The sequence below is a fragment of the Actinomyces sp. 432 genome (assembly GCF_009930875.1).
Lineage (GTDB): Bacteria > Actinomycetota > Actinomycetes > Actinomycetales > Actinomycetaceae > Actinomyces.
Genome location: NZ_CP025249.1, coordinates 124,684 through 145,445, shown reverse-complemented (window position 1 = coordinate 145,445; position 20,762 = coordinate 124,684). Strand labels below are relative to the sequence as shown.

Genomic DNA, 20,762 nt, shown 5'->3' with positions numbered 1-20,762 from the left:
GTCTAAGCGGGGTTTCAAGCCGACGCCACCGCCGCAGACGACCGCGAGCACCCATCGCCCCGCCGCGCCTTTACTACGCCACTTCGCCGTTAACAACGCCAGTTAACGGCCTGCTGAATACCTCAGAAGCCTTCAGCAAACACCTAAGTGGCGTAGTAAACCCCGAACCGGCGTAGCAGACCGCGAACCGGCGTTCTAAACGCCCTCCCGAAGCGCCCTCTCCCTCAACGCCCTCCCGGGCAACCTCAGTCGAACAGCGCCGGCAGCATGGCCTCCACACCCGCACGCAGCTCATCCAGGTCCGGCACCAGCGGGCGGCCGGAGCCGCCGTCGGCCAGCAGATCGGTGCCGGTCACGGCGAGTATGTCCCCGTCGGCATGATCACGGAGAACCCCAGTGCGAAGGGAAAGCCCGGGCGCAGCAGGCACTCCACTACCGGGCTTGCCATGTCGGTCAGGCGCTCGAGTTCAAGTCCCTGGCCTCCTTGACCGTTGTTGGACAACAGGCTCTGGTAGGGGATGTCCAGGTCCAGCAGGGTCATGTTGTCGGACCGCTTGGCGTGCGCCCAGGCGCCGTCGTCCATGTCCAGCAAGGTACCCAGGTGGAAGTGCATGACCTGGCGCGCGTCCACCTCGCTGGGCACGGACAACAGGTGGTGCGCCTCGGGGTCGCGGGGGGCGCGCAGCGTGAACAGCAGGATGGCGCCGTCGCGCGCCGCCCGCAGCATGAGACGAGCGATGTGGACGGCAAAGCTGGTGCGGTCCAAGCCGCTTGCCACGCCCATGGCCTCCTGGGCCGACAGCGCCGGAGACAGGCGGATGGGGGCGCCGTCGCCCGGGTCGTTGATCGCGCGACGGCCCGACGGTGTGACCGCGCGCAGCCGCAGCACGGGGCCGTCGTCGGAGTCGGAAGCGGGTGGCAGCAGGGTGGCGGTCTCGACGAGTTCCTGCCAGCCCTTGGGCGTCGCGGTGGGGCCGGGTTCGGTCTGCACGTAGCCCAGGCCGAGGATCGAGGCGAAGTCAACCTCGTCGAGCGGGCGGTGCCAGGTGATGTCGGTGCCGTCGTGCCACAGGGGCAGGATGTCGTTGAACGGCAGCCCGAAGCGCACGTGCTCGGGCGTCGGCGGCGCCACATGACGGCCGCGCGAGCGTTCTCGGGGCCGGGACCGGCCTGGAATGTCAGCGCTGGAAACGGAATCCGGTCGGCGCCCCGGGAAGGGCGTCCAGGGCTCAGACCGTCCGCTCTCCGGGAGTCCCCTGGTGCGGCCTGGCCCCGCTTGCCCCCGAAGTACTCGCTCATGGGGCCAGCCTAAGGCGCCGACGTCGAAAAGGCGCTGTCACGACGCGGCCCCTGCGCGTTCGGCAGAACTGCCTGCACGGAGCGCTTCACCGCGCGGCTCGTGCAGGTCATCCAAGCCCTCAGGTCCTCCGCGAGTGCGTTGCCGTCCATATCCTTCGTCGTGGGCTGTTACCTGCACGCCGCCTGCTCGACGAGCACATGACCATGTGAGACGGCCGGAGCCTCACAGATCACTCACGGCTTACTCGGCCCGTGCCCGCAGCCGCTCGGCCTTACGTGCCCTCTCCCAGCGGGGAACCGGCCTGGCCGTCATCGCCAGCAGCGCCAGCACTCCCAGCGCCGCGGCGGCGATCAGCCCCCATCCGGCCTGCCTGACCCCGACGGCGGAGATCGCGGTCATCACCGAGCCGATGTTCAGACTCAGCACCACCATCAGGGCGATCCTGGCGCGGGGATGCCCGAACCAGACCGCGACCGCCAGACCCAGAATCGCGAGCGTGACGACGGCGGTGGTCACCGTCGCCGTCGTCATGACGATCCGGTGACCGTCGGCGGCGCCGGCACCGTCCACCTCACGAACGAGTTCATCAATGGTCCCGCCGCCGAACAGCCTCAGCGCATTAGCGGTAAGAACCGCCACCACCAGCCCCATGGCCACGATCAGCTCCGCCGGGCGTCGACGGCGCACCTCGGCCTCCGCCCTGCGGGCCTGCTGCAATTCGCCGCCGGAGTCGGGAACCAGACGATCCAGATCCAGCACATACAGGTCGCCGTCGGTGACGATCCGGTCGCCGCCGCCGTTGCGGTGGTGGTAGGCAGTGAAGAAGTCCGGCCATATCTCCAGCAATGCCGCATCATTCGCCCAGCGGACGTCGTCGACCACGTAGTCGCGTTCGACGTCGATATCGGCATCGATCTTGTGCGTCACCTGGAGGGTGAGGGTGGACAGCCCCACGGAGCGGTCGTAGGTCGCGCCGGCCAGCCAATCCACCCGGCGGCCGCCCGGCATCACCCATCCCTCGGGCACGCGCCAGAAGCGGATATGGTGTCGCTGGGCGGGATTGCCCTCCACCTCCTTCTGATATGCGAAGTCCTGCTTGCGCCCAAACAGCAGCAGGTCGGAGACCGGGGCCGCCGGGTAGGAGCGGCGCAGCAGCGAGGAGACGACGATCCCCCAGGACGATCGCAGCGTGATGGGGTCGGCGCGCACCCAGCCTGCCTTCGTCATCGCAGCGTGGATGTCCTCCTCGTCACCGAGCACGGCGAGGTTGACCGGGTCGCCCAGAAGGCCGTCAGCGGTGCGGGTCCGGCCGATGAAGTAGTCGGGCACGTACAGCCAGGTGAGGATCTGATGCAGGCGGGGCAGAGCCAGGTAGGACAGCACCGCCCAGAACAGCAGAATGTTGACGATCGCCCCCGGGCTCAGGCGGGTGCCCGAGCCGAGCAGCAGCCAAGCCAGCCAGAGCGTGGCCAGCGCGGCGACGGCGAAGAAGACGGCGTCCAGGACGTCGTCGAGGCCCCATTCGCGGGCGCCCGCGGCCAGTACCTTGTCCGACCCGGCTGAGTAGACCGGCGGAGAGTCCGGACGCGGGCGGGTGCGCGCCCTGGGCGCGGCGTCGCCGCTGCGGGCGACCCGGGCCGGTATCACGCGGGCATCCTGTTCACTGGTCATCGCCCGCACGGTACACGACCTATGACATCAGACAAGTCGACTCAATACCGCGATACCCGCCGCGCATACGTTGTATACGTTGTGTTTGTTGGGTACGTTACCCGCAATGTTACCTGCAATATAGATATGCAGCGCTTCCGGTTTGAGAGTGCGGCGGTTCATCCGCCGGGTGGGGTGACACACCATGGCCGGCACTTATGACATTCCGAGATGGTTGAGTTGGTGGCGCTTTAGTGTGCGCGGTAGATCTGACGCGACGGTTCGTATGTTGTGATCGACGATTCGTACCCTCTCGTGACGGTTCGGCACCCAGAGGTACGTACCGTCGTCGGAAATGCCGAAGCGTTGGTGCCAAGTGACGAATCGTCGCCCGGAGCACGCAGACGAACGCCGGGGCCGCCCCGCGCAGCGCTACATGCGCGCCCGGGCACGGCACCGGAAACACTGAGAATCACCGATGCCACCGGCATGCACCGCCAACGGCCGCCACCCCGGTCCGATACCCGCATAATCCCTATCTTGCCTGTAATACGCGCAGAGGCCCGGGCGACATGCACGCGAGGTGCCCGAACACGATCTCGCCTCACCGGCGTGGGAGCATCACATCTCCGATCGCGCAGCCGCACACCGGTCCGGGAACACCTCTTCCATGCCCGCCGAAGAAGTCGATCGACAGCTGGGGATTGAGGTCGCCCCCGTCGCCGACGCCGCAACAAAGACCGACCTCGGCGGTTATATCAACCGACCTCGGCGAGGGGCGGGTCAGCGGGCGGGCGGGGCGGTGGAGGCACGCACCACCAGCTCGGTGGGGATGATGATGCGCCGCGTCCCGTCCTGCACCCCGGAGGCGACCTGCTCCAGGACCAGGTTGACCATCTCCACGCCGGCGCGGTGGAAGTCCTGGCGGATCGTCGTCAGCGGCGGGAAGCAGTACTCACCCAGCTCCAGCCCGTCAAAGCCGACCACGGACACGTCCTCGGGCACGCGCCGCCCCTCCTCGTGCAGGGCGCGCACCAGTCCGATGGCAACCTCGTCATTGGCGCAGAAGACCGCCGTGACCTCCGGGTCGGCGGCCAGTCTCCGCCCGGCGGCATAGCCGGCGGCGGCGTGCCAGTCACCAGGCACGGCCTCGGGCACCTCCCGCCCGGCCTCCTCCAGGCATGCCGACCAGGCGGCGGAGCGGATCAGGGCGGACTGGGAGTCGGCCGGCCCGGTGATGTGGTGAACGGTGCGGTGCCCCAGCTGGAGCAGGTGCCCCACCGCGGCGCGCACGCCCCCTACCTGGTCGGCGGACGCCGAGGGGTAGTAGCCCACGAGCGCCGAGTCCGACACGGCCACCGGCATGCCGGCCGGCAGCGCCAGGTGCTCGCGCCCAGCCCGCCCGGCCTGGACGACGACGAGCCCGTCAACCGCCTGCGCGGCCAAGCGGTGCACCGCCGCGCCCATGTCCTCCGACTGGGGGCGGTCCACCTGCACCATCGACACCGTGTACCCGGCCTCCCAGGCGGCCTGCAGCACGCCGTCGGTAGTCTGCGCCTCGCCGGTGCGCAGGATCTGCTGGGTGAGCACGCCGATGGCCTTGAACGAGCCACTACGCAGCGCCTGAGCGGCACGGTTGGGGGTGTAGCCGAGCTGCTGCATCGCATGCAGGACCTTGTCCCGGGTGGCCGGACGCACATTGGCCGCGCCGGCTGAAACGCGCGAGACGGTCTGCGAGGACACGCCGGCCAGGCGGGCAACGTCGGCTACCGACGGCGCGCCCCTGACACGTCGCTTCCCGTCCATTTTCGTGAGCCTAGCAGCCCGCCCGGGCACAAGCGCGAGCCCACCCCACCCACAGATTAATGATAACGTCGCCACCGCCAATGCACATCCTCCCGCACATATTCGTCAGATCACACTGACTACCTACGATATCGGGTATTCCTAACCCGCGCCTGCTTATGTTAACGTCGACATACGCGGGCCGCTAGGGCATGGCCGCCCATCACCGTGGCGCCCCGCCCCCACCGACGTCCACCAGCGCCGTCGGGCAACAAACCAGGCGGGCCGCCCGGCCCGCCGCCGCACACAGGAGAGTCAGCGATGATCCTTCCCGGGCACCACGAGAACCTCACCGTCCTGCACGAGGGCGCCCTCCCCCAGCGCGCCTACTACATTCCCGCCTGCGCACCCACGCACGCAGCGCCCTGGCAGCGGGAGTCATCCGACCGCTTCCACCTGCTCAGTGGTGAATGGGCCTTCGCCTACTACCCGGGCCCCTACGCCGTCCCCGAGGAGTTCTGGGCGGGCGAGGCCCCCGCCGCGGACCTGGACCACATCCCGGTCCCCTCCAGCTGGCAGCACCTGGGCTACGACCACCACCAGTACACGAACTATCGCTACCCCATCCCCCTGGACCCGCCCTTCGTCCCACGGGACAACCCCTGCGGCACCTACCTGCTGGACTTCGAGCACACCGCACCGGCCGAGGCCCCGCTCACCCACCTGGTGTTCGAGGGCGTCGACTCCTGCTTCTACGTATGGCTCAACGGCCGCTACCTCGGCTACAGCCAGGTGGCCCACGCCACCACCGAGTTCGACGTCACCGGCTACCTGCTCCCCGGCCCCAACCGCCTGGCGGTGCTCGTACTCAAGTGGTGCGACGGCACCTACCTGGAGGACCAGGACAAGTTCCGCACCTCCGGCATCTTCCGCGACGTCTACCTGCTGGACCGGCCGGCCGCCCACCTGCGCGACTACGCCGTCACCACCACCCTGGACGACGGCGGAGCCACCGTCACCGTCCGCGGAGCCTTCAGCGGAGGGAGCGTCACCACCCGCCTGGAGCTGCGCGACGCCGCGGGCGCCGTCGTCGCCGCCGGCGAGCTGGCGCCCCTCGCCGGCGAGCCGGTGCCGGAGTCCGGAAGCGACGGCACTGAGCGGACTGCACGGGCTGAGGGACACCGGCCAACCGACACCGGCCCCGCCCCCTTCACCCACGCCGCCGTGCTGCACGTGACCGACCCGCACCCCTGGTGCGCGGAGGACCCGTACCTGTACACGCTGCACCTGACCGCACCCGGTGAGGCCATCACCGAGCAGGTGGGCCTGCGCGAGGTCACCACCGCAGGCGGCGTCCTGTACGTCAACGGCGTCCCCGCGACCCTGCGCGGGGTGAACCGCCACGAGTCGGACCCGGTGACCGGGCCGGTGGTCGGCGTCGAGCACATGCTGCGCGACCTGAAGCTGATGAAGCAGCACAACATCAACGCAGTGCGCACCGCCCACTACCCCAATGACCCCCGCTTCTACCAGCTGTGTGACGCCTACGGATTCTTCGTCATGTCAGAGGCGGACGTGGAGTCCCACGGCACCCAGGTGCGGGTGCTGGCCGACTCCTCCTGGGAGAGCCAGGTGGAGCACTGGAACGAGCCCATCGCTGACAACCCCGAGTGGATCGAGCCCACCCTGGACCGGGTGCGCGCCATGGTGGAGCGGGAGAAGAACCGGCCCTGCGTGATCTCCTGGTCGGCCGGCAATGAGTGCGCCTACGGGTGCACCTTCGAGGCGGCGCTGGCCTGGATCAAGGCCGCCGACCCCACCCGGGTCACCCACTACGAGAGCGCCTTCTACCGCGATTCCAAGCGCACCTACGACTACTCCGGCATCGACCTGTACGGGCGCATGTACCCGGGCCTGGACGAGGTGCACGCCTACCTGGAGTCTGATCCGGACAGGCCCTTCCTACTGGTGGAGTACTGCCACTCCATGGGCAACAGTCCAGGCGACCTAGAGGAGTACTGGGAGCTGATCCTCGCCGAGCCGCGCATGTGCGGCGGCTTCGTGTGGGAGTGGTGCGACCACGCCATCCGCGCCGGGAGCGTCGACGGGCGCCCCGTCTACCTCTATGGGGGCGACAGCGGCGAGACCCTGCACGACGGCAACTTCTGCGTGGACGGGCTGGTCTCCCCCGACCGCGTGCCCCACACCGGGCTGCTGGAGCTGAAGAACGTGCAGCGGCCCGCGCGCGTGGTCGCCTTCGACGCCGACGCCGGCACACTCACGCTGCGCAACGACCTGGACGCCACCGACTTGGCCGACTACCTGGAGGTCCGCTACGAGGTGCGCCGCGACGGCGTCGTCGTCGACTCCGGAGAGCTGCCGCTGCCGGAGTCGGTGCCGCCGCACACCACCGCCACCATCCCCTGCTGCGCAAGCATGCCCGAGTCCGGCCGCTGCCACCTGCTGGTGTCCTACCGGCTCAGGGCCGCGGTACCGCTGCTGGAGCGCGGGCACGAGCTGGGCTTCGACGAGGTCCCCCTGGCTAATCCGGCGCCCCATCACCACGTGTTGGAGACACTGACGGCGCTGTCGGCTATGGCCGGTCCGCGCCCGACGGCGAAGGCGGGCACCGCGCCGAGCTCGTCGGCCCCCGCGAAGGCACCGGCCCCCACTGTCAGCACCGCCAACGCGACCGCACTGGTGGTGGCCGGGGAGTCCTTCAACTACGAGTTCGACACCCGCACCGGCCTGCCCAGCCGGCTGGTGGTGGGCGGCCGCGACCTGCTCGCCCGCCCCATGGAGATCAACACCTGGCGCGCCCCACCGACAACGACGCCGAGGTACGCAAGCAGTGGGAGACCGCCCAGTACCACCGCACCTCCACCCGGGCCTACCGGGTGGAGGCCGAGGCGCGGGGCGACGACGTCGTCCTGCTGGTGGAGCTGTCGGTCGGCGCGCCCGCGGTACAGCCGGTGCTGCGCGCCGCAGGCAAGTGGATCATCAGCCCCACGGGACTGATCGAGCTGGAGGCGCGGATCGCGCTCGACCCGGCATTCCCACCGCTGCCGCGCCTGGGCCTGCGCCTGTTCCTGCCACCGTCCATGACGTCCGTCTCCTACCACGGGCTCGGCCCGCACGAGAGCTACGTGGACAAGCACCGCGCCAGCTACCACGGTGCCTTCCAGACCGACGTCGACGCCCTGCACGTGCCCTACCTGCGCCCGCAGGAGGGCGGCAGCCACGCGGACTGCGACTACGTGACCGTCAGCGACGACGTCGCCTCCCTGACCGCGGCCGGGCTCGGACCGCTGTCCTTCAACGCCTCCCGGTACACCCAGGAGGAGCTCACCCGCGCCCGCCACGATGTGGAGCTGCGGGCGAGCGAGACCACCGTGCTGTGCCTGGACCGGGCCATGGCGGGCATCGGCTCCGCCTCCTGCGGACCCGCCCTGGGGCAGGCCTACCGGGTGGACCCGCAGCGCCTGGCGGACCTGGACATTCACCTCTTCCTCCTTCCATCCATTACCCGTGGCGAACCGGCGCTCGCGGGTACGACTCACAGTGAGGTCAACTGATGCAAGAGAAGAAGTACCTCAAGTGGTACAACAAGGTCGGCTACGGATCTGGTGACGTAGCCGGGAACGTGGTGTACGCGCTCCTGTCCGCGTTCGTCATGATCTACCTGACCGACACCGCCGGCCTGAACCCCGGAGTGATCGGCACGCTCATGATGCTGTCGAAGTTCTTCGACGGGTTCTCCGACATCCTCTTCGGCACCCTGCTGGACCGCACCCGCACCCGGATGGGCAAGGCCCGCCCCTGGATGCTGTGGGCCTTCTTCGGCTGTGCGCTGATGATCATCGCCGTCTTCGCCATCCCGCCCAGCCTGGGTGAGACCGCCAAGTACGCCTGGTTCTTCATCGCCTACACGCTGCTGAACTCGGTGTTCTACACGGCCAACAACATCGCCTACTCCTCGCTGACGGCCCTGATCACCAAGAACAGCGCCGAGCGGGTGCAGATGGGATCGATCCGCTTCATGTTCGCCTTCGGCACCAGCCTGCTGATCCAGACCTTCACGGTCAAGGGTGTGGAGCTGCTGGGCGGCGGCGCCGAGGGCTGGCGCAGCATTGCCATCATCTACGCGCTTATCGGCTTGGCAGTGAACACGCTGTCGGTGCTGTCCGTGCGGGAGCTGTCCCCCGAGGAGCTTGCCGACCGCTCGGACATGCCCGCCGAGGACGCGCAGCGCGCCGCGGCCGCAGACGCTGCGGCGTCCGGCGGGGCCGACGAGAAGCTGCCGTTCAAGGAGTCCTTCAAGCTGCTGCTGGAGAACAAGTACTACCTGATCATCCTGGTGGTCTTCCTGATGACCCAGATCTTCACCGCGACGCTGAACATGGGCATCTACTTCATGACGTACATCCTGGGGGACGCCAACCTCCTGGGCGTGTTCGCCTGGGCGATCAATATCCCTCTGATCGCCGGCCTGCTGGCCACTCCCTGGGTGGTCTCCCGGGTGGGCGGCATGTACCGGGTGAACATCGTCGGGTACATCATCGCCGTCGCCGGCAGGCTCGGGGTGGTGGCTGCCGCCTACGCGGGCAGCCTGCCGCTGATGCTGGTGTTCTCCGGGGTCGCCTCCATCGGTATGAGCCCCCTGCAGGGGACCGTCAACGCGCTGATTGCGGAGGCCTCCGAGAACACCTTCCTGCGCTCGGGCAAGCGCATCGACGGGCTCATGTTCTCCTGCACGTCGCTGGGCGTGAAGATCGGGGGCGGCCTGGGCACGGCGCTGGCGGGCTGGCTGCTGGCCATGAGCGGTTACGTGGCCAACGCGCCGGTGCAGCCGGAGTCGGCCATCAGCATGCTGTACTTCATGTACCTGTGGATCCCGGCGATCGTGAACGGCATCATCCTGTTCCTGCTCTCGCGCCTGGATGTGGAGCGGTCCAACGACCGGTTGCGCGCGCGCCACGAGCTCGAGAAGCTGGCGCCGGTTCAGTCGGCGGAGCACTAGTCGGCAGCCGCCGTCGGCGGGCGGGCACCAGGCGTGTCCGCCCGCCGCCCGGGCCGCATTCCACGACCTCGGTGACACTGCACGACCTTGGGGTACGTTCCACGACCACCCCGGGGTCGTGGAACGCACACGGGGGTCGTGGAACGTTCGGGCGTCCCGGCACAATGCCCTACTTCCACAGTCAGGCGGGATCCCCAGCGCGCCTCGCCACGATCCCGCACGGCATTGGGGTGGCGAAGACGTCGCCCGTCCTAGAGACCTGCTTCGCCCGAATTCGTGTCAGACTTCCGAGAGACACTTCAGATGATCAAGCCAGCCACCGGGACACGACAAGGAGCCATCCATGACGACCTACGCGGCAATCGCGCCCCCGGCACCGCCGACACTCCCGCTCGACTCCCCTGTGCACGCAGCCCCAACATCCCGCAAGACCTCTCACGGGAACACAACTGGGAAGCACGTTGTTCGAACCGGGCGGACACATACTTCTCAAGCTCAGGGAGCCACAGCGTTGAACAAGCGTCCCACCTACACCTCGCTCGAGGTGTGCGCTGGTGCGGGCGGCCAGGCACTCGGCCTCGAGCAGGCAGGCTTCGAGCACCTAGCCCTGGTCGAGCTCGAGGACTGGGCTTGCAAAACTCTTCGCCACAATCGCTCCAAGTGGAACATCATCCAGGACGACCTCAACACATGGACGCCACCCGCGGACCTGCACCAGGTTGACCTATTTGCGGGAGGCGTGCCCTGCCCGCCGTTCTCAGTCGCAGGTCGGCAACTTGGCGCCGCGGACGAGCGCAACCTGTTCGATCGCGCTATCGACATCGTCCAGGAGATTCACCCAAGAGGGGTAATGATCGAGAACGTCCGGGGACTACTCGACCCAAAGTTCAGCGCATATCGGGAACACATACTGGCCCGACTCGCAACAATGGGTTTTGTGGGCGAGTGGCGTCTGCTGAATGCCTCCGACTACGGAGTGCCCCAGCTTAGGCCGCGCGCCGTGCTCGTAGCCCTGAAGGACCACGACTGGGAGAATTTTTCCTGGCCGGCCAAGCACCCAGAGAGCGCAAAAACGGTCGGAGAGACACTCGTTGACCTTATGGGCTCGCGCGGATGGCGCGGCGCAGAGGCATGGGCGGCATCAGCCAACGGAATAGCTCCGACGCTAGTAGGTGGCTCAAAGAAGCACGGCGGCCCAGACCTTGGACCAACACGCGCGCGCAAGGCATGGGCAGCAATGGGGGTAACAGGTAACACCATTGCGGACGAGCCCCCCGGCCCAGACTTTGAGGGATCCCCTCGCCTCACTCCCCAAATGATGGCACGCATCCAGGGCTTCCCCGACTCCTGGGAGATTACCGGGAGAAAGACCAACGCGTGCCGACAAATCGGCAACGCGTTTCCGCCGCCGGTCGCGCGCGCGATCGGCACCAGCATCTTTAACGCGTTCTCGGCCACCGACGCGACTACTCGCGCCCGGTAGGTGTCAGCGCGCCTCTCGTCCACCTTCGCGCTTCTCGAGCTCCTGCAGGTACTCCACCACTGCTTTCTTTGCCGCAGGCCCACTCAATCTAACCCGGTCGTATACGTGATCAAGGTTTGACCTGCTCCGCTGCCCTCGCCTTATCCATTCCAGAAGCACGCGCTGGTCAGCCCGCTTGAGGCTGCGAACGGCTTCAACGATCGCTTTTGGGTCTGCCGCGGTCCCCGTATCGGCGCGCGCAGACTCATTGCACTTGCGGCACTCAGTCCGGAGATTGTCAAGGCTCGCAGACCCGCCATGAGCGTTCGCTACTACGTGCCCCGCCGTAAGAACGACCCTAGACCCGTCCTCGTAGTACTCACCAGCCGCGCGACCGCATATAACACACCTGCCCCCGTCACGTTCGAATACTTGGCGCCTCACTTTGGCGGATATGGCCTGCCTACGTGGCCGCGGCCCCTCGCCCGGCCACCATCCGTATTCGAGGAGCTCGCACTGCTCACCGAGTGACGGGTCCTCCTTGGCCGACAGGTACCTCCATCCGTATTCGCGCAGCTCTCTCTGCCTGCGCTGGAAGTGCTCCTGGTCAATTCCTAGGACGCTGCGTAACTCCCGCGTACTAAAGCGCTGCCCGGGCTTAACATTCCAGCGGAGCCATGCCGCCATACGCGGCAGGGCCCCTTTGCTCCCAGGAACGACCTTCTGATCATGCTGTTCCCACCACAGCACGCCGTCGTTGGCATAAGCGTCAGGGGGATAGGCAAGTGCTCCATCGTCGGTCACACGGAGCATCCTACCGCCTCGGGACGCCGCCGCAGCAGGTGCACGGGACCCGTAAGCGCTTCTTCCCCTTTCGCCACCCGGACCGAAGTAATTACCGGCTCTTCGTGTTGGGGGTGCGGCTGGCGGTCCGCTCTGGTCGATCCGAGGACAGCGCCCGCGCCCGAGGATCACGTCTCCCGCAACCGCGCGCGACCTCCGGCGCCCATGGACGGCCACCGCGTGGTAGTTCCGAGCGGCCGCATCCTCGAGCGCGAGACGCTGTGGGTCGGCCGCCCTCGCAGCCGGTGCATCGGCATCGCATCCTCAAGCACGAGGCGCCTAACTACCTCGCCCTAATTGAACCGTCTCCCTACGCAGGGCCGGCCAGCTGCGCGACTACCTGTGCGAACGCACTGTCGACCGGTTCGTGCTCCCACACGCGCACGACGACCCATCCCAGCACCCTGAGCTTCTCGTCCGTATCCCTGTCCCGCGCCTGGTTGCGGGCGATCTTCCACTTCCACCACTCCGGATTCCTCGTCGGCGGGACGCAGTGCTCCGGGCAGCCGTGCCAGAAGCAACCGTCAACCTGGACCGCCACCTTTCGCCTGGTGAAGGCGATATCCACCTTCCTCCGCGGCAGCCCCGGAACTACATACTGCACCCTGTACCTGAATCCGGCTCGCCACAACGCGCGGCGCAGCGCTATCTCCGGCGCGGTGTCGCGGCTGGGCAGCGCAGCGTAACGCGCACTCACCGCGCTGCTTGTGGGCCGTTCGCGGTCCGGCTCCGGCACGTGCAACGCGTCGGGAACAGCCCGTCCGCCGGCACCGCTCACATCAACCCTGCTGGCCTCCGCCATACCGATTTCCTCCCGACACGACCAGGTCGGCCTGATCACCATGGTAGCCCCCGCCATGCCCCTGGGCATCAACGCCTAGCGCCCGGGCAGGCCGCGCGCCGTTCCCCGGCACTTTGCCACGGCAACACCCACGGCGCGCCTCACCACGATCCCGCATCGAGAACATAACATTCACGTCATGACCGCTCCGACGCTGTCGCCCCAGCAAGACCTCGAGCTCCGCTTTAGATCCGCGACAGCACGCGATTTACTAACTACCGGGGTGCGTGTACTGCGCGAAGGGGGCCTGTCGGAACCGAATCGCGACTCGGTGACCACCACCCTCGCCGTGGGACTCGGCCGTTTGTACGAACTGGCGCTGGGACTGCAAGCACTGAACACCCAAGGGCAGTGGACAGCGCGTACGGGTCACGCACCCGGCCCCTGCACCGACCTGCTGTCGATGCATGACGCGGTATTCGACTTCCTCAGCCTGGCTCACTCCGAGCCCGCACCCGAGGCGAGGCGCTGGCTCAGCCGGATCAACACCGATCCGGCCATACCGCGGCTCGTCGCGGCTCTAGACGCGTATTGGGATTGCGCGACGGGCGGCCCGGCTCAGGCACGGCCAGACGCCGACACCTGGGCTGACGTCGCCGACGCCGTGCGGCAGGAACAGCCCGAGTACGAGCTCAATATCCTGGGTGGCCCGAACGGCGAGCCGGCCGAGTACCTGGCGTGGCGAAGCTCGGTGCGCAGCTCGCGCGGCGAGCAGATGCAGGACTGCGGCCACAGACTGGCCGATGGGGTGGAGACCATTTGGTTCACGTTGGGCATCTGTGGCCGTGACGGCGTGCTTGGGCCGCCCGGGGAGGTCTTCGCCGCCGAGGCGCTGCCCGTCACGGGTGTCCGCTCAGCCCAGGCCGCCGCCTGAGCGGTGCCGACGCCGTCGGCACCAACGCTGCGCCCGCCCGCTCTTTATATGAGAACCGTTCGCGCATACAATTGTTCATGCCCGAGCTGGCACAGCCGCCAACGCCGCGACAACGTCGTCCCGAGCACCCGCACCACCCAGCCAGGAGGCCAGCCATGCCCACCCAGTCGAGCACTGAACGACGCAACCAACAAATGGAACGGATCCGGCACGGCGCCGGCTTCATCGCCGCCCTAGACCAGTCCGGCGGCTCCACCCCGCGCGCCCTGAAGGCATACGGCATCGAGCCCGATTCCTGGAACAGCGAGGAGGAGATGTTCGAGCTGGTCCACACCATGCGCACCCGCGTCATGACCAGCCCCGCCTTCACCTCCGAGCGGGTCCTCGCCACCATCCTGTTCGAACGCACCCTGGATTCCGAGGTCGAGGGCCGCCCCACCGCCGACTACCTGTGGGACGTCAAGGGCATCGTCCCCTTCCTGAAGGTGGACAAGGGCCTGGAGGCTGAGTCCCACGGTGCCCGTGTCATGAAGCCGATCCCGCGCCTGGACGAGACCCTGGCCAAGGCCGTGGACAAGCACGCCTTCGGAACCAAGATGCGCTCGGTCATCCTGCACGCCGACACCCAGGGCGTGGCCGCCGTAGTCGACCAGCAGTTCGAGATCGCCAACCAGATCCTCGACGCCGGACTCACCCCTATCATCGAGCCGGAGGTGGACATCAACGCTCCGGACAAGACCGGCATCGAGCTGCTCCTGCTCGCCTCGCTCAGCGCCCACCTGGACGATCTGCGCGAGGGCCGGGACGTAGTGCTGAAGCTGACCATCCCGTCGGTCACGGACTTCTACCACGGCATCATGCACCACCCGCGCGTCGCCCGCGTGGCCGCGCTTTCCGGCGGCTACACGCGTGCCGAGGCGAACCGCCGCCTGGCCCGCAACCGTGGCCTGATCGCCAGCTTCTCCCGCGCCCTGCTGGAGGGCCTGGACGCCTCGCAGACGCAGGCGGAGTTCGACGCCGCCCTGGAGGCCTCGATCGCAGAGGTCTACCGCGCCTCAACCACCTGAGCACAGCCGCATGGAATGCTGGGCCGGTGAGTAGCAGACCCGTATTCCGCAAGCAGGACGATCTGCCCGGCGCCACGCGCCTGGAGGCGCAGGGGCTGGCCTGGCTCGCCCAGGCGATGGCCGACGGCGGCGCGTGCGTGGTCCCCGCGCGCGCCGGCGACGGCTGGCTGGAGGAGCCGCGGCTCACCGACTCCCATGTCACGCCGACTGCGGCCGAGGCCTTCGGGCGGGCACTGGCCGTCACCCACGCCGCTGGGGCGCCGGCCTTCGGTTGCGCCCCGCCCGGCTGGGACGGGCGCACCCAGATGGGGCGCAGCAACATCCGTCTGCGTCCGCACACGGTCGAGTCAAGCACACCGCGCCGCTGGGGCGAGTTCTACGCAGCGGACCGCATCGCCCCCTATATCCGCCCGGGTCGGGATGCGGGCACGCTTTCCGCCGCCGACGCCGCCCTCCTGGAGCGTGTCTGCGAGCGCCTGGCCGACGGCGACTTCGACTCCGACCAGCCCGAGCTCACCCGCCGCGCCGCAGCCGCGCGGGGCGCCGCCGTCGCCGTGGCGCGCACGCATGGGGACCTGTGGACCGGCAATGTCCTGTGGGTGCCGACGGCGGAGGTGGCCGCCTGGGCGCCGCCCGCCGCCGGGCGCGGGCCGCAGCGAGACGGCGCCGAGCACGGGCACGCCACACCCCGGCAAGCGCGTCCCGTCTCGGCGGACGCGCACACCGGCCGCAAGCGGCACAGCGACGTGGGCGCCGACGGTGTCGTCGGGGTGCTCATCGATCCGCTCGCCCAGGGCGCGCATGCGGAGACGGACTTGGCCGCGCTGGGCGTGTTCGGCCAGCCGTATTTGGAGCGAATCGTGGCGGGCTACAACGAGGCGTCCCCGCTGGCGGACGGCTGGCGCGAGCGCGTGGGACTGCACCAGCTGCACCTGCTGATGATCCACGTGTTCCTGTTCGGGGGCGGCTACGGGCCCCAGGCGGTGGCGGTCGCCCGCCGCTACGCCTGAGACCGACGCCGGGCAGCGCCGCGAAAGCCGACCCGCGGTCGCCGCGGCTCTGGGCGCGCCGCTGCAGGCGCGTCAGCGGCGTCGGCCGCCGCGGTCGGCCTTCACGCGGGGTGTCCGGGCGGCGGGACGCCGGCTGCTCGTCGCCCTACAGGTTCACCTGGCGGGAGATGATGCCCGCCTTGGCGCGGCGGGCCTCGGCGTCGAGCGGGGCGTCATCGGCGAGGGCAGCCTCAAGCCGCTGCGCCATGGCCTGCATGGGCGCGGTGAGTTCCTCGGCCTCGGTGCCGGGCACGAGCTCCCACACGGGGATGGCCAGGCCGCAGGCGCGGAAGGCGCCGAGGAAGCGGGCGCCCTCCTCCAGGTCGGACTCCCGGGCGGCATGGATGCGGGCGAAGGCGTTGAAGAAGGCGTCCTCGTCCTCGCCGCGCACCCAGCGGACGAACTCCTTGCCGTTCATGCGGCACCAGTAGGCGTGCTCGACGCCGGGCACCGGCACGGTGGGAGCGATCCCCTCCTTGGCGTCCTCCACAATCCGGAGCGCCTCGGGCTCTTCGGCCTGTTCGGCGGTGAGCCAGAAGTCGAAGGACTCGCGCACGTCGATGCTGGGGGTGTAGCCGGGGTCGAGGATGTCCTGCAGGCGCTCGCCCGGCTCGGGCAGGCCACTGGGCGACAGGCCGGTTCCGGGCTCGAGGTCGAGGGCCTCCAGCAGGGCGGCGGCAACGTCACGACTGGCGTCCCCGGAGCGGACCGTGGTCTGCATGGCCACGAGCACCTCGCCGTCGGCGCGCTTGAGGGAGCGGGCCAGCTCGGGCAGGAGGGTTACCAGCTGCACCTCCTGGCCACCGTGGTCGGCGTCCAGGCGGACCGTCATGGAGGCGGCGGGAATGATCTGCATCATCGCCACCAGGTCCGGCTCGGCGGGCAGCCCGGCGAAGGGGCGGGCCACGAAGGGGATCTGCTGCTTCTTGGCGGCCTTGCGGTCGCCGTCGCGACGCCGCTGGCGGTTCTTCTTCGACATGCGCGCCAGCCTACCGGCTGCGGTCGGCCGCACGGCGTCGGCGACCGACCCCGGCGGGCCGCGACAACCGCCGGCAGCGGGCAACGCGCCGGCACCAAAGCGGCCGGCTCCACGTGCGCCCCCGGACCGCCTCACAGCGGCGTCGTCGGCCTCAGAAGTGAGAGCTGGAGCCCGAACCGGAGAAACTGCCGCCGAATCCGCTCGAGGAGCCAGACCCGCCGGAGGAGGACCCGGAAGAGGAGCCGGAGGAGGGGGACACGATATTGCTGTAACCGGTAACCAGGCCGTCGACGGGCCGGGAGAACAGCGGCACCGCGCCGACGCCGGAGGCACCCGACTCCGAGTACGGCCAGTTCGCGCCGTACGCCCCCACGTCATGGGCACCCGGCCGGCGCACAACCGCGTCATACAGGCCCGGGGCGTCCAGGCCCACCGACTTGGAGTTGATGCGGATGGTCGCGGCCAGGTCGTAGTGGTGGCGCTCGCTGCGCGCCGAGGTGGACCACCAGCCCTGATAGTCGGCGCCCTCGCCGGCGTACTTGCCCTGCGCGTAGTCCTTCTCGTAGCGGGCCAGCCGCTTGCGACCCGTGCTGGAGGTGTCCGCCGCCAGCGCCCGCCGAGCCAGGTCGTCGCAACGTTGGTGGACGTCCACAACCATCGCGTCGAGCTCGTCCAGGGCCGCCGTCGGCGTCAGGGCACCGGAGGCGAGCTCGCGCGTCATGGCCGCCAGCCGGTCGCGCCGTTCCCGGACCAGGTCACGGTCCGGCGCGACGTCGAAACTCACCTTGGCCTGCAACGTACTGAAGGCGACGGAGGCGCACAGAGCGGCATATGACCCGATGTCCTCGCGCACCGGCCCCTGCTCGTTCTCCCACACCTCCTCCCAGCCGGGGCCCAGGGTGAGGAAGGTGGAGGCCGCGGCGATGAAGTCGTCGAGCCGGTCCAGTTCCTCAGCCCTGTCGTCCAACTCCGCAGCATCCCCTAAGCAGCCCAGGGCGAACCACTGGGCGCCACGGGGCTCGCCGAACTCGCGGAACAGACGCACCAACTGCGCGTACCGTTCCTCGAACCAGGCGAAGCGGGCGAGCACCTGGGCGCCGTATGCGTTATCGGCGGGGACGCTGCCTGCCCGGATCTGGGTGGCGTCGTAGTCCGCGGTTACCTCGGCGAAGCGCCGCCGGGCCTGCTGCAGGCAGTCGCGCGCCACGTGGCGGAAGAGGAAGATCAACCCCAGCAGGGCGATGGCGGCGGCAATGCTCAGGCAGGTCACGAGTACCGCCACCCGTGCCGAGGTGATGGGCTTACCGAGCGATTCGGCGGTGCGCTGGGCCATGGCCTCCAGGCCCGCCCCCCACTGCGACGTGCGGAAGGAGTCCTTGGCGGCGTCCTGGATCTTCCCCTCGGTGTACTTACCGACCTTGACGTCCTCGCCGAAGTAGCAGCCGACCCACCTGCCCCGCTGGGACACTGCGAGGATCACCAGTCCGTCGGCCCAGTAGTCGGGGTCCGCGGTGGAGATCCACGACGGCTCGTGCTCTAGGGCGTAGGCGAGGACGGCGTCGTTGAAGGCAGTGTTGTTGACCACGGTGTTGTTGAGGACGGTCTCGGTGTCGACGTCGTCCATGGTGAGGATGGCCAGGCGGATGTCGCGGCGGAAGCCGACGCCCTCCAAGGCAGAGCGGAGGGCGTCGTCGTCAACAATCTCGGCCTCATCGTGGATCTCGACCGCCGGGGTGTGGGTGGCGCCGAAGGGAGCTGCGAGGTACAGCGGGATCACCAGGCCAAGCGCCACGACGATCAAGAACTTGACGGCGAGCGAAATGACGGCGCGCAGGCCGCCCCAGCGGACGATCAGATTGGACACGGGCACCCCTGGTCTTGCTGACTGCACACTGCTGGTCTCGCTCAGAAGCGGGAGGAGGAGCCGGAGCCGTGGAAGCCGCCGCCACTGTGACCACCGCCGCCGCTGAAGTGGCTTGAGGAGCCGGACCCGGAGAACCCCAAGGAGCCATCCCCGCTCGCGAAAGGGGGTGTGTAGGTGGACGCCCTGCTGTAACCGGTCACCAGGTTGGCAACCGGACGGGAGAACCGCGGCACCGGGCCGACGCCGGAGGCGGACAGGCCCGGCGCACGCAGGCCCACCGATTTGGAGTTGATGCGGATCGTGGTGGCCGGGTTGTAGTAAACGCGGCCGCTGAGGGAAGCGGACCACCAGCCCTGGTAGTCGGACTCGCCGCTGCGGTGGACGCCCGACCGGCGATCGTCTTCGTAGCGGCTGAGCCTTTCTCGGCCCAGGCTCGAGGTGTCCGCCGCCAGGGCACGCCGGGCTAGGGTCTCGCAGCGGTGATGCACATCCGCGGCAATCGTGTCCAGTTCGCTCAGGGCAGCCGACGGCGTGAGCCTGCGCAGTACCAGGTCGAAGGTCATCGCCGCGAGCCGGTCTTCACGACTCCGGATCCAGGCGCGGTCGGATTCGACGTCGAAGCTCACGTTTGCCAGCCGGGTGCTTTCGGCAACGTAGGTGCATAGTTCTGCGTAGGAGGCGAGGTCTTCACGCACCGGCCCCTTCTCATTCTCCCAAGCCTTGTCCCAGCCGGGGCCGAAGGTGAGGAAGGCGGATGCGGCGGCGATGACGTCGTCGACCTTGTCCAGCTCCGTGGCGCTGTCGGCCAGCTTCTGGGCATGCCGCCGACGACCGCCCATAAACCACTGGGCGCCGCGGGGGGAGCCGAAGTCGCGGAACATGCGCACTAGCCCCGCATAGCGCTCCTCGAACCAGGCAAAGCGGGCCAGCACCTGAGCGCCGTGGGCGTCGTCAGCGGGGATGGTGCCGGCGCGGATCTGGGTGGCGTCATAGTCGGTGGTGATCCGCGTGAAGTGGCGGCGGGCCTGCCTGTAGGCGTCGCGCGCCTCATGGCGGGACCAGAACATCCACGCCAACAGCGTAAGGGCGGCGGCCAGGCTCATGAACGCTACGTACAACGCCATCTCCGTGGACGCGATCGGCCTGCCGAGCGAGTCGGCGGTGCGCTGTGCCATGGCCTCCAGGCCTGCTTCCCAGCGCGCCATGCGGAAGGAGCCCTTCGCGGCGTCCTGGATATTCTGCTGAGTGCGCAGGTCGACCTTGACGTCCTCGCCGAAGTAACAACCGACCCAGCGGCCCCGGGGCGAGACGGCGAGAATCACGAGCCCGTCGGCCCAGACGTCGGGGTCTGCGGTGGAGATCCACGACGGCTCGTGCTCTAGTGCGTAGTCGAGGACGGCGTCGTTGAAGACGGTGTCTGACTCGGCGTAGCGGTCGACGTCGTTGGTGGTGAAGACGGCCAGGCGGATGTCGCGGCGGAAGCCGATGTCCTCCAGGGCGGGGCGGAGCGCGTCATCGTTGAGCGCGTCGGCCTCATCGTGGATCTCGACCGCCGGGGCGTACGTGGCGCCGAAAGGGTCCAATACGTACAGCGGCACGAATACGCCGAGCACGACGATGAGCAGAGACTTGACGGTGAGGGCGGCAACGGCGCGCAGGCCACCCCAGCGGATGATCAGGTCGGACACGTGCACCTCCGGAGCATTCTTGCAGAACAGTAACGGTACCGGCACGGCCGGGACATGGGGAGCGCTGCCCGCGCGCCGGGCGGCGGGAGGTGGCGGCGGGCGGCGGGAGGTGGCGGCGGGCGGCGGGAGGTGGCGCCAGGCGGCGGGCGGACAGGCCTAGCGCCTACTACGAACTTTTGCACCCTGGTGTGCAGGTATTTGCCATACACCAGGGTGCAAAACGTCGTAGCAGAGGGCAAATGTTCGCAGTACACCCGCCCAGCGCCGAGGAGGCCGACGGGCCCTGCACCGGGGCGGCCCACGGGGCATACACCGGGCGCGGCCCACGGGGCATACACCG

Annotated in this window: 14 protein-coding genes and 1 pseudogene; 7 read left to right on the top strand and 8 right to left on the bottom strand. The window is 68.7% G+C overall.

Going from position 1 to position 20,762, the window contains the following annotated elements; all coding sequences use genetic code 11:
- Window positions 1-352: 352 nt before the first annotated feature.
- From CWT12_RS00605 to CWT12_RS00595, 3 genes are all read right to left on the bottom strand, one after another.
- Window positions 353-1,132, bottom strand: coding sequence for a hypothetical protein (locus CWT12_RS00605; RefSeq protein ID WP_237564225.1), 780 nt, complete (start codon window positions 1,130-1,132; stop codon window positions 353-355).
- Window positions 1,133-1,540: 408 nt separating this feature from the next.
- Window positions 1,541-2,971, bottom strand: coding sequence for an LssY C-terminal domain-containing protein (locus CWT12_RS00600; RefSeq protein ID WP_161923287.1), 1,431 nt, complete (start codon window positions 2,969-2,971; stop codon window positions 1,541-1,543).
- Window positions 2,972-3,733: 762 nt separating this feature from the next.
- Complete coding sequence (locus tag CWT12_RS00595; protein WP_161923286.1) at window positions 3,734-4,756, bottom strand: LacI family DNA-binding transcriptional regulator; 1,023 nt, start codon at window positions 4,754-4,756, stop codon at window positions 3,734-3,736.
- Between the two features lie 300 nt (window positions 4,757-5,056).
- On the opposite strand from CWT12_RS00595, the pseudogene CWT12_RS00590 reads away from it, so the two are divergent.
- From CWT12_RS00590 to CWT12_RS00580, 4 genes and pseudogenes are all read left to right on the top strand, one after another.
- Window positions 5,057-7,216 (top strand): annotated as a pseudogene (locus CWT12_RS00590) (glycoside hydrolase family 2 TIM barrel-domain containing protein); the annotation flags it as partial.
- Between the two features lie 329 nt (window positions 7,217-7,545).
- A complete protein-coding gene (locus CWT12_RS14470) occupies window positions 7,546-8,310 on the top strand; it encodes a hypothetical protein (protein WP_337247933.1) in 765 nt (254 codons plus the stop codon).
- Entirely contained in the window at window positions 8,310-9,755 is a 1,446-nt protein-coding gene (locus tag CWT12_RS00585; protein ID WP_161923285.1) for an MFS transporter, read from the top strand. Before CWT12_RS14470 ends, CWT12_RS00585 begins: the two co-directional genes overlap by 1 nt.
- Window positions 9,756-10,266: 511 nt before the next feature.
- Window positions 10,267-11,238 carry a DNA cytosine methyltransferase gene (locus tag CWT12_RS00580; RefSeq protein WP_237564224.1) on the top strand — a complete coding sequence of 324 codons (972 nt, stop codon included), beginning with the start codon at window positions 10,267-10,269 and terminating at the stop codon, window positions 11,236-11,238.
- A 3-nt stretch (window positions 11,239-11,241) separates the two neighbouring features.
- On the opposite strand, the gene CWT12_RS14595 is transcribed toward CWT12_RS00580, so the two are convergent.
- On the bottom strand, window positions 11,242-11,904 hold the full coding sequence (locus tag CWT12_RS14595) for an HNH endonuclease (RefSeq protein WP_442862566.1): 663 nt from the start codon (window positions 11,902-11,904) through the stop codon (window positions 11,242-11,244).
- Between the two features lie 466 nt (window positions 11,905-12,370).
- Window positions 12,371-12,862 (bottom strand): very short patch repair endonuclease, encoded by a 492-nt coding sequence (locus CWT12_RS00570; protein ID WP_161923282.1) that lies wholly within the window; start codon window positions 12,860-12,862, stop codon window positions 12,371-12,373.
- A 178-nt stretch (window positions 12,863-13,040) separates the two neighbouring features.
- Between CWT12_RS00570 and CWT12_RS00565 the strand changes: the two genes are divergently transcribed.
- From CWT12_RS00565 to CWT12_RS00555, 3 genes are all read left to right on the top strand, one after another.
- Entirely contained in the window at window positions 13,041-13,775 is a 735-nt protein-coding gene (locus CWT12_RS00565) for a hypothetical protein (RefSeq protein ID WP_161923281.1), read from the top strand.
- Between the two features lie 155 nt (window positions 13,776-13,930).
- Window positions 13,931-14,842: a fructose bisphosphate aldolase gene (locus CWT12_RS00560; RefSeq protein WP_161923280.1), complete on the top strand. Its 912-nt coding sequence runs from the start codon at window positions 13,931-13,933 to the stop codon at window positions 14,840-14,842.
- A gap of 26 nt (window positions 14,843-14,868) precedes the next feature.
- Window positions 14,869-15,852 carry a fructosamine kinase family protein gene (locus CWT12_RS00555; RefSeq protein WP_237564223.1) on the top strand — a complete coding sequence of 328 codons (984 nt, stop codon included), beginning with the start codon at window positions 14,869-14,871 and terminating at the stop codon, window positions 15,850-15,852.
- A gap of 145 nt (window positions 15,853-15,997) precedes the next feature.
- On the opposite strand, the gene CWT12_RS00550 is transcribed toward CWT12_RS00555, so the two are convergent.
- From CWT12_RS00550 to CWT12_RS00540, 3 genes are all read right to left on the bottom strand, one after another.
- Complete coding sequence (locus CWT12_RS00550) at window positions 15,998-16,870, bottom strand: DUF5926 family protein (protein WP_161923279.1); 873 nt, start codon at window positions 16,868-16,870, stop codon at window positions 15,998-16,000.
- Between the two features lie 151 nt (window positions 16,871-17,021).
- Window positions 17,022-18,734, bottom strand: coding sequence for a DUF5129 domain-containing protein (locus CWT12_RS00545; RefSeq protein WP_161923278.1), 1,713 nt, complete (start codon window positions 18,732-18,734; stop codon window positions 17,022-17,024).
- 41 nt (window positions 18,735-18,775) lie between these two features.
- A complete protein-coding gene (locus tag CWT12_RS00540; RefSeq protein ID WP_161923277.1) occupies window positions 18,776-20,422 on the bottom strand; it encodes a DUF5129 domain-containing protein in 1,647 nt (548 codons plus the stop codon).
- Window positions 20,423-20,762: the final 340 nt, after the last annotated feature.